This is a genomic window from Microcoleus sp. S13_C3, from assembly GCF_036700905.1.
Lineage (GTDB): Bacteria > Cyanobacteriota > Cyanobacteriia > Cyanobacteriales > Microcoleaceae > Microcoleus.
This window is the reverse complement of record NZ_JAUBPT010000068.1, coordinates 1-15,425: the sequence shown is the minus strand read 5'-3', so window position 1 is coordinate 15,425 and position 15,425 is coordinate 1. Positions and strand designations below refer to the sequence as shown.

Annotated in this window: 11 protein-coding genes; 8 read left to right on the top strand and 3 right to left on the bottom strand. The window is 43.5% G+C overall.

Features of this window, described 5'->3' with window-relative positions; all coding sequences use genetic code 11:
- The first annotated feature begins 20 nt into the window (after positions 1 to 20).
- Together QUA16_RS19085 and QUA16_RS19080 are read left to right on the top strand one after the other, a co-directional pair.
- Positions 21 to 1,226, top strand: a complete 1,206-nt coding sequence (locus QUA16_RS19085; protein ID WP_333105155.1) for an adenylate/guanylate cyclase domain-containing protein — start codon at positions 21 to 23, stop codon at positions 1,224 to 1,226.
- Positions 1,227 to 1,641: 415 nt separating this feature from the next.
- Positions 1,642 to 2,481 carry a Tab2/Atab2 family RNA-binding protein gene (locus QUA16_RS19080; protein WP_333105157.1) on the top strand — a complete coding sequence of 280 codons (840 nt, stop codon included), beginning with the start codon at positions 1,642 to 1,644 and terminating at the stop codon, positions 2,479 to 2,481.
- Positions 2,482 to 2,629: 148 nt separating this feature from the next.
- Here the strand turns inward: QUA16_RS19080 and QUA16_RS19075 are convergent, their stop codons facing one another.
- Positions 2,630 to 2,836, bottom strand: coding sequence for a hypothetical protein (locus QUA16_RS19075; protein WP_015177188.1), 207 nt, complete (start codon positions 2,834 to 2,836; stop codon positions 2,630 to 2,632).
- 209 nt (positions 2,837 to 3,045) lie between these two features.
- On the opposite strand from QUA16_RS19075, the gene QUA16_RS19070 reads away from it, so the two are divergent.
- Positions 3,046 to 3,918, top strand: a complete 873-nt coding sequence (locus QUA16_RS19070; protein ID WP_333105159.1) for an S-methyl-5'-thioadenosine phosphorylase — start codon at positions 3,046 to 3,048, stop codon at positions 3,916 to 3,918.
- Between the two features lie 140 nt (positions 3,919 to 4,058).
- Here the strand turns inward: QUA16_RS19070 and QUA16_RS19065 are convergent, their stop codons facing one another.
- On the bottom strand, positions 4,059 to 4,403 hold the full coding sequence (locus QUA16_RS19065; protein WP_333105161.1) for a TPR end-of-group domain-containing protein: 345 nt from the start codon (positions 4,401 to 4,403) through the stop codon (positions 4,059 to 4,061).
- A 685-nt stretch (positions 4,404 to 5,088) separates the two neighbouring features.
- On the opposite strand from QUA16_RS19065, the gene QUA16_RS19060 reads away from it, so the two are divergent.
- The 4 genes from QUA16_RS19060 to QUA16_RS19045 all read left to right on the top strand — a co-directional run bounded on the left by QUA16_RS19060 (position 5,089) and on the right by QUA16_RS19045 (position 12,859).
- Entirely contained in the window at positions 5,089 to 5,970 is an 882-nt protein-coding gene (locus QUA16_RS19060; protein WP_333105163.1) for a carotenoid oxygenase family protein, read from the top strand.
- Positions 5,971 to 5,984: 14 nt separating this feature from the next.
- Positions 5,985 to 7,286, top strand: coding sequence for a carotenoid oxygenase family protein (locus tag QUA16_RS19055; RefSeq protein WP_333105164.1), 1,302 nt, complete (start codon positions 5,985 to 5,987; stop codon positions 7,284 to 7,286).
- 164 nt (positions 7,287 to 7,450) lie between these two features.
- Positions 7,451 to 7,594, top strand: coding sequence for a hypothetical protein (locus QUA16_RS19050; protein ID WP_333105166.1), 144 nt, complete (start codon positions 7,451 to 7,453; stop codon positions 7,592 to 7,594).
- A gap of 3 nt (positions 7,595 to 7,597) precedes the next feature.
- Entirely contained in the window at positions 7,598 to 12,859 is a 5,262-nt protein-coding gene (locus QUA16_RS19045; protein WP_333105168.1) for an AAA family ATPase, read from the top strand.
- 821 nt (positions 12,860 to 13,680) lie between these two features.
- Here the strand turns inward: QUA16_RS19045 and QUA16_RS19040 are convergent.
- The gene (locus QUA16_RS19040; protein WP_333181295.1) at positions 13,681 to 14,904 is read right to left on the bottom strand and encodes a tetratricopeptide repeat protein; all 1,224 of its coding nucleotides are present in this window, start codon (positions 14,902 to 14,904) and stop codon (positions 13,681 to 13,683) included.
- A gap of 76 nt (positions 14,905 to 14,980) precedes the next feature.
- On the opposite strand from QUA16_RS19040, the gene QUA16_RS19035 reads away from it, so the two are divergent.
- Complete coding sequence (locus QUA16_RS19035) at positions 14,981 to 15,367, top strand: WbuC family cupin fold metalloprotein (protein WP_333105172.1); 387 nt, start codon at positions 14,981 to 14,983, stop codon at positions 15,365 to 15,367.
- Positions 15,368 to 15,425: the final 58 nt, after the last annotated feature.

Sequence of the window (15,425 nt, the reverse complement as noted above, 5' to 3'; positions counted from 1 at the left end):
CTATATTTTATATCCCTATTATGGGCGATCGGCTAGAAGATCAAGATCGAGAAGAGCTTCTGTTGACAGCCCGCCGTTTGTTAGCAGAAGCTCAAGCGCTTTCCATCCGCATTTCCGCCGTCAATGAAATTGCCACTGCCATTAACCGCACCCTCGATCTGGGTCAGATTTTGCGGGTAGTAGGTAAGCAAGCCAAATGGCTGCTGGACTTTGAACACTGTAGCGTTTGCCTGCACAGCAATAACGCTTGCATGACTTTATTTGGCCCGCATATCCCTGTAGATATTTCAGCCCTGACAGAGGGCGGCCCGATTAAGAAGGCTTTTACAACACGTCAACCTCAATTAATTCAAGAAGCGGATGCTACTGCTATTTTATCCCCCTACCCTTCGCAAATTATCATTCCCTTGGAAAGCGAAGGTAAGGTTTTAGGAACCATTAATTTTGCCACAACCAAGCCGCGGGCTTACACCCAAGAAGACTTGCGGATTGGCTATCTTTTGGCTTTGCAACTATCCTCAGCCATCCGCAATGCTGAACGCTTTAAAGAGATAAATAACCTGTATTCCGAGCTCGATGCCGAAAAGCACAAATCTGACCAGCTACTGTTGAATGTGCTCCCGCTTGAAATTGCCGAGGAACTCAAAAATAACGGCAAAGTGGAACCACTTTATTATGATAGCGTATCGGTTTTATTTACTGACTTTAAAGGCTTTACTCAGTTATCTGAAAACATGACGCCGCGAGAATTAGTTGACGAACTAGACTATTGTTTTTCTTATTTCGATCGCGTGATGGATAAATACTCTATGGAAAAACTGAAGACTATTGGCGACAGCTATATGTGCGCGGCAGGAATTCCTACGCCTCGCCCTACACACGCCTTTGACGCTGTACTTGCTGCCATAGAAATTCGACAGTTCATGGATTTGAGAAAAATACAGAAAGCTCAACAAAATATTCCTTATTGGGATATCCGCATTGGCATTCATTCAGGCCCTATACTTGCTGGGGTAATTGGCAATAAAAAGTTTTCCTATGATGTCTGGGGAGATACAGTTAATACTGCATCTCGGATGGAATCTTCCGGCGTACCTGGAAATATCAATATCTCTCAGGAAACGTTTGAATTAGTTAGAGATTTTTTTGAATGCGAATACCGAGGAAAAATTTATGCTAAAAATAAAGGCGAGTTGGATATGTATTTGGTTCACCATCTTAAATAAATTTGGGAATGGCTAATTGCTAAGGGAGGATGGCTAAGCGAGCCATACGATTTTAGATTTTAGATTTTAGATTTTAGATTTTAGAAGGGGGAATTACTGATTATTAGCACGGTTTGGATCGCTGGCCTACAGTTGCAGTTTTTTTAACGGGTGTAAGATATTGAAACAAAAGTCAACTAGGAACTGAGAATATATCGCTCGAAGTTTTTTTTCAAAGTTCGGTAAGCTGTTGTGCATTTAAATTGTATATTTCGAGTCCCCATCAAAAATCGTCAAATCCTCTCCCCCTCTCCTCTTCTCCCCCTCTCCCTCTCTAATACCATAGGCAATCTAGATGCAACACAGCTTATTGTATCGGATTGTCACCAGGCTATATTAAAATTATCGAGTTGTAGATTTTATTTTTTAATTATTTATGCGTATTTGGCAAGCCGATTTTTACCGCCGCCCTCTCCAAGACGAAACTGGCAAACCACTCTGGGAACTCTTAATTTGCGACTCGGAAGGCAGTTTTCAATTTAGCGCTGTTTGTAGCCAGGGGGACGCAAATTCTAATTGGCTAGCCTCGCAGTTGCAGCAGCAAGCTCAAACCCAAAATTTGCCGGACTTAATTCAAGTATTTAGGCCTCAGTCTCTGGGCTTAATCGAAGCTGCAAGCAAAGTTTTGGGTGTCAAGGTGGAAGCGACTCGGCGCACTGCGGCTCTGAAATTGCGGCTGCAACAACGCGCCAAAGAATATTCGAGTATGCCTAATTATACAGGTGAAACTTACAGTGCGATCGCCCTCGACTCGCCGCCGCCCGTGCCTTTACCCGAAAACCTCTGGGGCGATGGCTGGCGTTTTGCTTCCCTACCCGCCGGCGACATTGAAGATGCTTTCCAAGGGCGTCCCCTGCCAATCTTGGAAATGCCAGAATTGCTGTTACCGCTGAATTTAGGCTTGGCCTCAACAGTACCCGTACCGGGAGTTGTTATTGACGGTGGACGCCAGTCTATGCGGTTGGCTAGATGGCTTCAGGATGCCAAACCTTTTGCTTTGAATTATATCGCTGGAGAACCCGACGGATTGATATTGGAAGCTGGGTTAGTAGATAGGTGGGTTGTTGCTACTTTTGAAGATAGCGAGGTGAAAGCGGCGGCCCAAATTTACCAACAGCGCAAGCAATTAAGTAAAGGATTACATTTTTTGTTAGTGCAGCCCGATGATAGTGGCATAACTTATACAGGCTTTTGGCTGTTGAATTTTGATCGATAAATAAGATGTAAATAATATTATTTGTGATGTCGAGGGTTCGCGGGCTGAAAAATAGTAAAACACCGCCCGAACGCAGTTCCAGCAGATACAGACTCAGACACAAATTTTAAAACACCTTCTTGATCTCGCAAGAGATAGTGCTGCAAATTTATTCTACAACTAAAATCAAGCCGTTTTGGATGCCCTGACACACTCGGTTGATGTGACACTGGTCTTTTTCGTTAAGACCTTTCTGGGCTAGCATTGCTGATTTCAGCAGTCGTCTGTCAAGGGGGGTAATCTGGCGAAAAGCAAAGATGCGCTCGACGATCGCCTCGATCGAGATTTTGGGGAGGTTAGCAGAGCTGACTGTCATGAGCTTAACACGCTAAAAATAAGTAACAGAACTGTGTACCTTTATTTTTAAAGATTTTGTGAAGCTACTTTGTGATTAATATCACATGATTTTGGTGACAAAATAGTGTATGTCGGGTGACTGTTGTCACGAAATCTTCAATTATCTTTACGCCAACTTAACGATGGCCCGATAGAATCACTGTGGTAAAGCTCAAGCAGAGGGTAAAAATGGCACAAGCAAAAATCGGAATTATCGGCGGCAGCGGTTTGTATAAAATGGAGGCCCTCAAGGATATTGAAGAGGTGAAAATTGATACACCTTTTGGATCGCCATCCGATGCCGCCATTGTGGGAACATTGGACGGTACGCCCGTAGCATTTCTGGCTAGACACGGCCGCAACCACACTTTTTTGCCCTCAGAAGTGCCGTATCGCGCAAATATTTATGCAATGAAGAGTTTGGGAGTTGAGTATTTAATCTCAGCGTCGGCGGTTGGTTCCCTGAAAACAGAGGCGAAACCTTTAGATATGGTAGTGCCGGATCAGTTTATCGATCGCACAAAAAATCGAGTTTCTACCTTTTTTGGAGAAGGAATAGTCGGTCACATCACATTCGGCGATCCGGTTTGCGGCGAATTGGCTAAAGTGTTAGCAAGTGCGATCGAATCATTGAACCTCCCCGACGTTAACCTCCACCGGGGCGGCACCTACGTCTGCATGGAAGGCCCCGCATTTTCCACAAAAGCAGAATCAAACCTTTACCGCAGTTGGGATGCCACAGTCATTGGGATGACAAATTTGCCGGAAGCAAAATTAGCGAGAGAAGCTGAAATTGCCTACGCAACTTTAGCATTAGTCACAGACTACGACTGCTGGCATACCGAACACGACAGCGTAACAGTAGAAATGGTAATAGCCAATTTGCACCGCAATGCAGAGAATGCTCAAAAAGTCATTCAAGAAACAGTCCGTAGACTAACAGAAAACCCCCCCGTTTCTGATGCACATTCAGCTTTAAAATATGCAATTCTGACTCGGTTGGATCAAGTGCCGGCCGCAACTAAGGAGAAAATGGGCTTGCTATTGCAGAAGTATTTGTAAAACGAACCGCGAAGACGCAAAAAGCGCGAAGGAAAAACGGCATCCCTTCTTTCTCTTCCTTCCCTTCCTTAGCGTCTTCGCGGTTCATTTAATCTTACTACCTATTCGTTATCCTATAGTTGACGATTATTTTTGAAGGATTAACTTATCAACTGCTTGAACGCATCGTGTTCGCGAATTTTTTCTAAATCAGCTTCACTCTTTGCCAACTCTTTACACACATTCGGATTGAGATTGAGGGCGCGCTTTAAATTTTCAATTGCTAATTCTATTTTACCTTGTAGGGCATAACATCGGGCTTTGTTGTACCAAATTCTGTAAAAATCAGGTCGGATTTTAGCAGCATTGTCGTAGGAAGCGATCGCATCTTCGTATTTTTGCAATTTGGAGAGTGCAACGCCTCGATTGTTCCAAGCGTCAGTATAATCATTTTTTATTTGTATAGCTTGATTGTAAGAAATTACTGCTTGTTCGTACTCCTGCATTTTGGAAAACTAATAACTCAGGCGCTCGAATTAACTCTATTAATTGTTCATATTCCATTCCTAATACCCTTTTTGTGTGCTGGGGATTTTTTTCCAGGGACTCTCGCAGATTACTCATTTCTATTTTTTATAAAAAAACCTTGAATCATCTTTTATTTATTCACTTTTTTTTAGCTGGTTAATAAATTTTATTTTCTAAATTACTAATTGTTCTATCGGAGTGCCGTTTTTGTACTATCTGAAACACCACTATTACTTCCATATCCATATTTTTAAATTATGGTGGCATTGGCACCTACCTGCAATATCCCGTCAACACCTACTTTAGTTTTTAATTTGAGAAGGTGCATCTTACTTTATTACTGGCATTGCAAGCCGTGTTTGCTGTGGATTTATCAATGATAAGATATCAAACCACTCTGTCTAAACAATCTTAAATATCTCCGCGATCGCCTCCAAACTCCGCCGCGGTCGATATTAATAAAAATATTGACACCCTCAAAAATATATGGTAAAACAAAGTAGCATTTATCCTTTGAATTGTGATGATTTTTGCGACAGTCGTTCAGCAGCGACTAATGGCAGTCAGTTCAGGTGCACAATACTTTCCCTAGAAACGGGCGAGTGCAACTGATTTTCATCCCGCAGTCATCTCAAACTGAAAATATTTAGAAGTGAGAAACAGATGCAAGACGCCACTAAAGAAGCACTCAATTCAACTTTTCCGCGTTCAGTATTATCAGTCAGCCGCGACGAATTTGGCAACAAAGAAGACAACCCAGATGCCAAAGATTTACCGCTAAAGATGAACGTTAAAGAGGGAAAGCTACCGCTAGATTTGCAAGGTCACGTATTCATTGTTGCACCAGTGGGTTCGATAGATTCGCCCGACGATCAAGGTTATCCGACTAACTCCACAGTTTACCCGTCTTCAGACGGTACAACCCCGCTTTATAACGGCGACGGCATGATTTACCGTCTCGATTTTGACAATTTAGAAGCTGGAGCATTTCTATCATCGAGGCTGGTAAAACCCCCTTGTTACTACGCAGATGCAGCCGCCGACAAGTGTGAGAAATATCAGGATTTGAAATTTAAAAATTACGGCATTACCCGCATATCTGGGCAACTGGGTGTGAGGAACCAGCTCAATACAGCATTTGTGCACTTGAAATTTTCTCAAGATGAGAGCGAACGGTTGCTGGCTACTTGGGATGTAGGCCGCCCTTACGAAATCGATCCGAAAACCCTGGAAACTGTTACCCCAGTCGGTCGCAATGATGAGTGGAAAGAAGTCAGTAAAATTGGCAATATGCCAGGGAAACCGCCGACTCCATTTAAAGTTATTCAGACTTCAGCTCATCCATGCTTTGACCCTTATACCAAAGAAATGTTCACGGTCAATATCGGGCGATCGCTCTCCAATATTTTATCTCAATTTATTCCCCTAGACTATGTATTCAAAGATTTTGTAACAGTCTTAAAACAAAACTTGACAAGTTATAAAAAACAGCTAAGTGTCATTTTGATTTTACATAAAAAATCTCTCCCTAAAAAAAAACTGTAAAATATCGCAAACTATTGATTGTTTGGCGAAAGTTTCTGAAGCGGAGAGAAAGATTTACAGATGACTTTGTTGACATCGTGCGTTGGGAGGGTTCAGGAAGTCTGCAAAAATGGAAAGTGCTGCACAATGACTCTTCCATTAAAATCAAGCAAAGTATTCATCAAATGGGAATGACAGAAAATTATATCGTACTGTTGGATACCGCTTTCAAAGTTTCTGTGGGTGAACTCCTACCTTCGGTTAATAAAAAAATCTATAAATCGATCGAAAAATTATTGAGGAATTCACTTGTGCAACCGCAATTAAGCGACAACTCTTTCTATATCATCCGCCGCAGCGATCTCAAGCCAGAAAAAAGTTATGTCAATGCCAAGAAAGTGACTATTCCCGGTGAAGCAGCACACTTTCTTGCTGACTATAAAAACCCTAACGATTTAATTACCCTGCACTTGTCTCATGTTTGTGGATGGGATGCAGCGGAATGGCTGTCCGAGTTCGACTTTGACGATGATAAAACCCCTAATTTAGAAGCCAACAATTTGCGGCGTCTTTACGGAGCGATCGCAGGACCAATGGACATCAGCAAACTCGGATGTTATGTCGTCAACGGCAAAACGGGAGAGTTAATTAGAAAACATCAAGATGTCATCATGGATGAAAATTATACTTGGGGGCCGGCTATCTACACATATCAGAATCACCCGCTGCCCGATCGCCTGCAAGACATCTACTGGATTTGTTTGGGATGCTGGGAAGACCTCAAAACACAACACATGGCCCGCTTGTACGAAGACTACAAGTACCGAGAATTAAGTTTAGAATTAATAGATGACATTACCAAAAAGGGAAGACCATCTAATTTATTGCGGCTGCATATCGCCCCCCAAGAAAGCGTTAAGGAAGGCGAAAATCGTTTGAGTATCCCAGATGTTTATCAATTTCCAGACGGTTACTGGGTAGCTTCACCGCAATTTGTACCGCGCAGTGACAGTGGAATTTCAACAGACGGTTACATAGTTTGCGTCGTTAGCTACGGGGATGGTAGCGACGAAACTAACGGCCATGAATTCTGGATTTTTGATGCTGCTGACTTGAAAAGCGGGCCTATTTGCAAGCTCTGGCACCCTAAATTTAATGTAGGTTTTACAATCCATGCAACCTGGCTACAAAAAGTGGAGAAGCGCACAGCTAGCTACTGCATTGACCCGCGGGAAGATTACAATAAGATCGTGCAGCAGCAGTCGCCTGAAATTCAGGATTTATTTAATAAATGGGTGTATACCAAAAAGGAACCAAAGGGGGAAGCTGACTGCTAATTAAGTTAGTCAAAATCGGAAGCATCCCGATTTTGCAAACAGTCGTTTTCTATGCAGTGGCAGCGATCGAGCTCCCACTGCAGTGATATATGAGCAATAATGGCAAGATAGGGTCGCAACTGCTGCACACAAAGCGCAAAAGCTCAAAACGGACAGTTTAAACTATGCTTAGCATTCCTGGATATCAGATTTTCGCCCAAATCTATGAAAGCGAAAATTCCTTCGTTTATCGCGGAATTCGCGATCGCGATTCGCTACGTGACGGCTACGCCGAACCCCTACCGATCATCCTCAAGCTGCTGAAATAAGAATTGCCAACGCCCGCACAACTGCTGAGATACCAGCAGGAATACCAAATCAGTCAAACTCTGAATTTCTCAGGCTTTGTTAAAGCTTACAGCTTAGAAAAATATCATAATTCTCTTGCCATCGTCTTCGAGGATGATGGCGCTGAATCTTTAAGTTTATGGCGGAAGCAACGTCAGATAACCTTAGCGGAATTTCTCCCCATCGCTATCAAAACTGTCGAGATATTGGGTGAGATTCACAGCGCTAATATTATCCACAAAGACATTAACCCATCTAATATAATTATCAACCCCAAAACCGGGGAAGTCAAAATTATTGACTTCGGCATTTCGACAGTCTTGTCTATAGAAAATCCTACCCTAAAAAGTCCCAATGTTTTAGAGGGAACTTTAGCTTATATCGCTCCCGAACAAACCGGAAGAATGAATCGCGCGATCGATTACCGCGCTGATTTTTATTCCCTAGGTGCCACTTTTTACGAACTGCTAACCAATCAACTGCCTTTTGAAGGTAACGACGCGATCGAATTAGTACACTGTCACATCGCTAAACAACCCATTCCGCCCCAAGAACTCAATTCAGAGATTCCTAAACCTGTGTCAGATATCGTAATGAAGCTGTTAGCAAAAACCGCCGAAGATCGATATCAAAGCGCTTGGGGAATTCAAGCAGATTTAGAGTTATGTCTCACTCAACTGCAAACTCAAGGCAAGATAGAAAACTTTCCTATTGGTCAGCACGATATTTCAGATAAGTTTCAAATTTCTCAAAAACTTTACGGCCGAGAAACAGAAATAGAAAGCCTGCTGGCGGCATTTGAGCGAGTTGCCGGTAGCTTGCAGGAAGAAGCAGAAAGTGTAACCTCAGAAACTCAGCCATCCCCCAACAGCCGACCACATTCCGAAATGATGTTAGTATTCGGATATTCCGGCATTGGCAAATCAGCATTAGTTCAAGAAATTTACAAACCCATTACCCGAAAAAAAGGTTATTTCATCGCCGGGAAATTTGACCAGTTTCAGCGAAATATTCCTTACAGCGCCGTCATTAAAGCTTTTCAAGAATTAGTGCAGCAGTTGCTCGCAGAAACAGAAGCCAAACTCCAACAGTGGCGCGAAAAAATATTAACAGCAGTTGGAGTTAACGGTCAAGTCGTTATTGATGTAATTCCCGAATTAGAATTGATAATTGGCAAGCAGCCAGAATTATCCGAACTTCCTCCCGCTGAATCGCAAAATCGGTTTAATTTAGTCTTGCATAACTTCATCCGCGTATTTTGCAAGCCAGAACATCCCTTAGTCATGTTTCTCGACGATTTGCAGTGGGCAGACTCCGCAACTTTGCAGATGCTTCAATTGATAATCACTGACCCAGATATGCAATATCTGTTTCTGATTGGGGCTTATCGGGATAACGAAGTCAGTGCAGCCCATCCGCTGATGTTAACAATTAATGAGATTCAGAAAACTGGATGCGTTATTAATTCAATTTCCCTCTTACCTTTAAAATTAAATGATGTCAATCATTTAATTGCAGATACTCTTAAATGCGATCTCGAAAAAGCCCTGCCATTAGCAGAGTTAGTCCTGCAAAAAACTCAAGGCAATCCCTTTTTTATTAACGAGTTTCTCAAATCACTTTATGCTGAGAAACTGTTAAAATTTGGAGTAACCTCTCCGAAGCTTGGGGGGGCAAAGGGAGGCTGGCAGTGGGATTTAGAGCAAATTCAAGCCAAGGGAATTACTGACAATGTAGTCGATCTGATGGCAGGAAAAATTCAAAAACTGTCGCCGGCAACACAGCAACTATTAAAATTGGCTGCTTGCATTGGCAATGAATTTGACGTGAAAACCTTGGCAATTGTTAGTGGGAATTCAGTAAAAGCAACTAATGGCAAACTTTTGGAAGGAGTTAGGGAAACTTTAATTATTCCCGTGGGAAATGATTACAAATTTATCGAATTAGACCAAAGTTCAGAAGATTTAACTGTTTATTACAAATTTTTGCACGATCGCGTCCAGCAAGCCGCCTATTCTCTAATTCCTGAACCAGAAAAGCAAGTTGTCCGCTACCGAGTCGGACAACTTTTGTTGGACAATACCCCGCCGGAACAGCGAGAACAGAAAATCTTTGATATCGTAAATCACCTCAACTTTGGCAGCGAATTAATTACCGCACAGCCGCAGCGCAATGAACTGGCAGCACTCAACCTTTTAGCAGGTAAAAAAGCCAAAGTTTCCGCTGCTTATAAATCAGCACTCTCATACTTCGCGGCGGGCAGGCAATTATTAAGTGCAGACAGTTGGCAAACCCAATATGACTTAACGCTGAATCTCTACGAAGAAGCAGCAGAAGCGGCTTACATCAGTACCGATTTCGAGCAGATGGAGGAATTAGCAACTCCCGTGCTGCAACAAGCGAAAACAGTGCTAGATAAAGTAAAAGTCTATCAAGCAATAATTCTCGCTCAGTTAGCACAAAGCCAGTTCCGGCAAGCAATAGACACAGCTTTATCAGTGCTAGAATTATTAGATATACATTTTCCCAAACAGCCCAATCCGACAGATATTCAGGCGGCGCTGCAAGCAACTCAGGCAGCGCTAACAGGCAGAGAAATCGAAGATTTAATCGATTTGCCGCCAATGACAGCACCGGACAAATTAGCAGCCATGCAGGTGATATCAAGCACCTTTGCTGCTGTCTATTTTTCCTTTCCAGAAATCCTGCCACTGTTTATTTTTAAACAGGTCAATTTATCGCTAGAATACGGCAATGCTCCCTATTCTTTGCCAGCTTATGCTAATTGCGGACTGCTGTTGAGCGCGATTTTCAACGACATCGAATCTGGCTACAGATTTGGCGAACTGGCTTTAAATTTGCTGGATCGGATTAACTCCAGCGAAGTCAAAGCAGAAACACTTCACATTGTGAATGGTTTTGTCAAACATTGCAAAGAATCGGTCAGGAAAACTTTAAAAATTTCGCAGAATGCTTGCGAGATCGGCTTGGAAACGGGAGATATAGAATATGCCTGTCACGCGGCCAGTATGTATGCCTTGCACGCATATTTCATCGGCAAAGAATTAACAGAATTTGAACGAGAATTAGCGGCCTACAGCGACATGATGCGCCAACTAAAGCAAGAAGCAGATTTTAATTTTAATGAAATCTATCGGCAGGCAGTTCTCAATTTAATAGATGGCTCCGAAAATCCCTGTAAATTAATCGGTGAAGCTTATAACGAAGACATCCAGTTGCCGCTGATGGTGCAAGCCAACAATCGTAGTGCGGTTTACATTATCTACTTGCAAAAAACCATTCTCTGCTATCTCTTTGGAGAATTTGCTGAAGCTGTAAAATATGCTGACTTAGCAGCAAAAGACTTGGCCGGAGTAGTTGGTTCGCTTCTTGCTCCTCTCTTTTATTTCTATGATTCTCTCGTGCGACTTGCGGTTTACTTTGATGTCAGCCATAGCGAACGCGAACAAATGTTAGAACAAGTAACTGTCAATCTGGATAAACTGAAAGTATTGGCAACTCACGCACCGATGAATTACTTGCAGAAAGTAGAACTAATAGAAGCAGAATTGTGCCGCATTAAAGGGGAAAACTTTGAAGCAATGGACTGGTACGATCGCGCGATCGCCACCGCTCGAGAAAACGAATATCTTAATGAAGAAGCCCTCTCCTACGAACTAGCTGCTAAGTTTTACCTATCTAAAAATAAAACTCTGATTGCCAAAACCTACTTGCAAAATGCCCGCTATTCCTATCTCCGCTGGGGTGCATCCGCCAAAGTTAAAGACTTAGATACCCGCTACCTGCAGGTATTGCTGAGACAAACATCAAGAAGCACGAGCATTTCTGGCACAAAAACATCCGTTCCGCCAACATCCACAGGCAGCAGCAGCTCATCAATGCTTGACTTTACCACAGTAATCAAAGCATCGCAAGCAATATCCGGCGAAGTAGTATTAGCATCCTTGCTGTCAAACTTAATTAAACTTACCATTGAAAATGCCGGAGCTCAAAAAGGTTTTCTCCTCTTGCTAAACAGCAGGGGCGAACTCAGAATTGAAGCTGCCGGAGACGTTGACGGTTCCGTCCAAGTCCTGCAATCTCTTGCTGTTAATAACAGTGTGGATCTCCCGACATCTATTATCAATTATGTCGCAAGAACTCAGTCAGATGTAGTTTTAAACGATGCCGTCCGCGAAGGAACCTTTACCGCCGAGCCTTATATTGCAATTAATCAACCCAAATCTGTCTTGTGCGCCCCCATCATCAATCAAGGCAAACTTATCGGCATTTTGTATCTAGAAAACAATCTCGCAACTGGCGCTTTTACAGCAGACAGATTAGCAGTATTGAGCATAATTTCTGCCCAAGCTGCTATTTCCCTAGAAAATGCCCAACTTTATCAAACCCTAGAGCAAAAAGTAGAAGATCGCACCGCACAATTAGCCCAAGCTAATAAAGAAATATTGGTTTTGAACGAACGGCTAAAAGTAGAAAACCTTCGCATGAGTGCCGAACTAGACGTAACCCGCCGCCTGCAACAAATGATTTTGCCTAAACAGCAGGAATTAGAGTCAATAGAAGGGCTAGAAATAGCTGGATTCATGGAACCTGCTGATGAAGTTGGCGGTGACTACTACGACGTACTAAATCACGGCGGTAAAGCCACAATTGGCATCGGCGACGTGACAGGACACGGTTTAGAAAGCGGCGTGTTAATGATTATGGCGCAAACAGCAATTCGCACTTTGTTGGTTCACAACGAAACCGACCCAGTTAAATTATTGCAGACAGTCAACCAAACGCTTTTTGACAACGTAGAGCGCATGGATTCCGGTAAAAATATGAGCCTTTCTTTGCTAGAATATCGGGACAACACCCTGCATTTGAGCGGACAGCACGAAGAGGTGATTGTCGTGCGTGACGGCGGCGAAGTAGAGCGGATTGATACCATCGAGTTAGGCTTTCCCATCGCCTTGGAAGCAGATATTGCCGATTTCATTGCTACTACTGAAATACAATTGAATTCGGGGGATGTTGTCGTACTCTACACAGATGGAATTACCGAAGCTTTTGATATGAATAAAAATCAATACGGTATCGAGCCATTGATTGAAGTTGTTGTCCTTAACAGGGAAAGGTCAGCAGCAGAAATCAAGCAAGCTGTTATTGACGACGTGCGGCGATACATCGGGGATCAAAAAGTATTTGATGACATTACTTTGGTAGTAATCAAACAGAAGTAATATCATTTCCGGTAACACCGGAATGATGTTGACGGTTGACGGTTGACTGTGAACAGTGAACAGTCAACGCCGTGAACAGTCAACTCGAATTTACTATTCAGATGCTAACGGATTTAACTGGTTAACTGGTTCCCAAGCTCTGCCTGGGAACCGATGTCACTCTTGCTCTGCCTCGGCTGCGACAATGGAGGCAGAGCCTCCGGATATGCGTTACCAGGCTCTGCCTGGTAACGAGTATAATCATTTAGGATTGCTATATTCAGATGCTGACGGATTTGATAGAAGTATAGCCTTTCGAGCTCTCATATGAGGTACTCATTGGCATAGGGCTCCGTGGCCTCCGTGGGCATAGGCCTCCGTGGGCATACCTCACCACGCTTGAGAACCGCTATAGGTAGGCACAAATAAACCTTGCTGTATAACCGAATGTAGAACTGCCCCAACCGCAAGCCAATAGCTTTGTTTGACTCGCTTTTGACTACTTAAAGCAGATTCCACGTTTATGAAGCAATACGCTTGGGTTAAGCCCGATCCCCCCTAGCGAGCGGGCGGGCACGGGGAGTAGGGGTCGCACCGCCCCTACGAAGGGCAGTAGGGGGTGGGACAAGAACTTACTCAAAGTCAACCCCTACTCCCCAACAATCAGGGGGATTTAGGGGGAGACCCGAGGAATAAACAGTTTTAACCCAAGCGTATTGGTTTATGAAGTACCCCCGCCTATCCTTCTATCCCCGTAGGGAAAAGGCGAAAACCTTTGTCCCTACACTTCATAAACCTGGAATAGGCGGTAGGTATTTTCCCACTCATCTACATATTTCCGCTCAATTAATCAACTGCTTGAATGCGTCGTGTTCGCGAATCTTCTCCAAATCAGCTTCACTTTTTGCCAACTCTTTACACACATTCGGATTGAGATTGAGGGCACGCTTTAAATTTTCAATTGCTAATTCAATTTTACCTTGTAGGGCATAACATCGGGCTTTGTTGTACCAAATTCTGTAAAAATCAGGTCGGATTTTAGCAGCATTGTCGTAGGAAGCGATCGCATCTTCGTATTTTTGCAATTTGGAGAGTGCAACGCCTCGATTGTTCCAAGCGTCAGTATAATCATTTTTTATTTGTAGGGCTTGATTGTAAGAAATTACTGCTTGTTCGTACTCCTGCATTTTGGAAAAAGCAACGCCTCTGTTGTTCCAAGCATCGGCATAATCGGGTTTGGCTTGAATTGCCTGTTCGTAACAGCCGATCGCCTCCTGGTACTTCTGCAACTCCAACAATACCACGCCTCGATTGTTCCAAGCATCGGGATAATTCGGACGAATTGTAGTAGCTTGTTCATATGATGCGATCGCCTCTGGATACCGCTGCATTCTCGTCAGCACTACTCCTCGGTTATTCCAAGTATCGGCTAAATCCGGCTGAATTTGCAGGGCCCGATCGTAAGCCGCGATCGCATCTTGATAACGGTTTTCAAAGAAACAAGCATCTCCCTGTTTAGCATAGTCGGCGGCCGTCAATAGCTGTTGGTAATTGCCATAGTTAACCGGAGCAAATTCTTGAATTTGGGCGTCGGGGAATAACAAGTCTGTTTCTGCATCCGCCGAGTGACTTTGGTGTTGAATTTCGCCTAAGATAGTTTCAGCGTCCGAAATTAATAGTTTTAATTGAGAGATTGTATCGTAATGGAGACTTTCAATTTCTTGGCGAGCAATTATTGTCTGCTTGGACAATTTGCTCAACAGAAACCAAACCCCGACTCCGGCTGCTGTCGGAAACAAAGTTAGGGCAATTATCAGCCCGTTAAGCAATACCGCCGTGCGCCCGAAAGCAATGTCAACTTCTTCTTGAACTCGATCGTGAATTTCTTCTTTAAGTTGCTGCTGTGAGAATTCCTGCTGAACCAACAGTGCCGCCGTCGGTTCAGATGCAAAAACGGTATTGGCGCAGACTAGAATAGTCGAAAGGGCGATCGGGCTAATAATTTTTCTAAAGATACTTGACAAACGCATTGCCTTAGTGATACGCACCTGAGTTGCGATTTCCATGTGTCAAGAGATGCTGATAACGATGATCCCAGACTAGCCCATTTGTTCACAAACTCTTAAATACAGGATATCTGTTGTGCAGTCCCCTCCGATCAAATTGCTGACGCAAGAATTGCTAGACGAAGTTGCCGCTTCCTCCCGCCGCAGTCCCCGCCAGCGACAAAATTACAATTTCCATGATTTGTCTGAAAAAGTGCAGCGGTTTGTCAACGTGCTGCAACCGGGAACTTACGTCCGCCCTCACCAACACCTGCGCCCGCCTGCTGTTAACGGTTTTGAGTTTTTTGTGGTGATTCAAGGAGAAGTCGGTATTGTTATTTTGAACGAAAACGGTCAAATCCTGCGATCGTTGCGAGTCAGCGCGGCGGGCCCGACTCGCGCTGTCGAACTGCCAGAGGGCACTATTCACACGTTAGTAGCTTTGACACCGGATACTGTGATTTTGGAGCTAGTCCCTAGGTAGCGAATAAATAGACAAAATGATACACTTATAGACAAATATGCGGTGTACCATTTTGTTT

Bases quoted from the DNA above. Each gene is read 5' to 3' on its own strand.
- QUA16_RS19085 (WP_333105155.1), top strand. From the start codon at position 21: ATGGGCGATCGGCTAGAAGATCAAGATCGAGAAGAGCTTCTGTTGACA.
- QUA16_RS19080 (WP_333105157.1), top strand. From the start codon at position 1,642: ATGCGTATTTGGCAAGCCGATTTTTACCGCCGCCCTCTCCAAGACGAA.
- QUA16_RS19075 (WP_015177188.1), bottom strand. From the start codon at position 2,836: ATGACAGTCAGCTCTGCTAACCTCCCCAAAATCTCGATCGAGGCGATC.
- QUA16_RS19070 (WP_333105159.1), top strand. From the start codon at position 3,046: ATGGCACAAGCAAAAATCGGAATTATCGGCGGCAGCGGTTTGTATAAA.
- QUA16_RS19065 (WP_333105161.1), bottom strand. From the start codon at position 4,403: ATGCAGGAGTACGAACAAGCAGTAATTTCTTACAATCAAGCTATACAA.
- QUA16_RS19060 (WP_333105163.1), top strand. From the start codon at position 5,089: ATGCAAGACGCCACTAAAGAAGCACTCAATTCAACTTTTCCGCGTTCA.
- QUA16_RS19050 (WP_333105166.1), top strand. From the start codon at position 7,451: ATGCTTAGCATTCCTGGATATCAGATTTTCGCCCAAATCTATGAAAGC.
- QUA16_RS19040 (WP_333181295.1), bottom strand. From the start codon at position 14,904: ATGGAAATCGCAACTCAGGTGCGTATCACTAAGGCAATGCGTTTGTCA.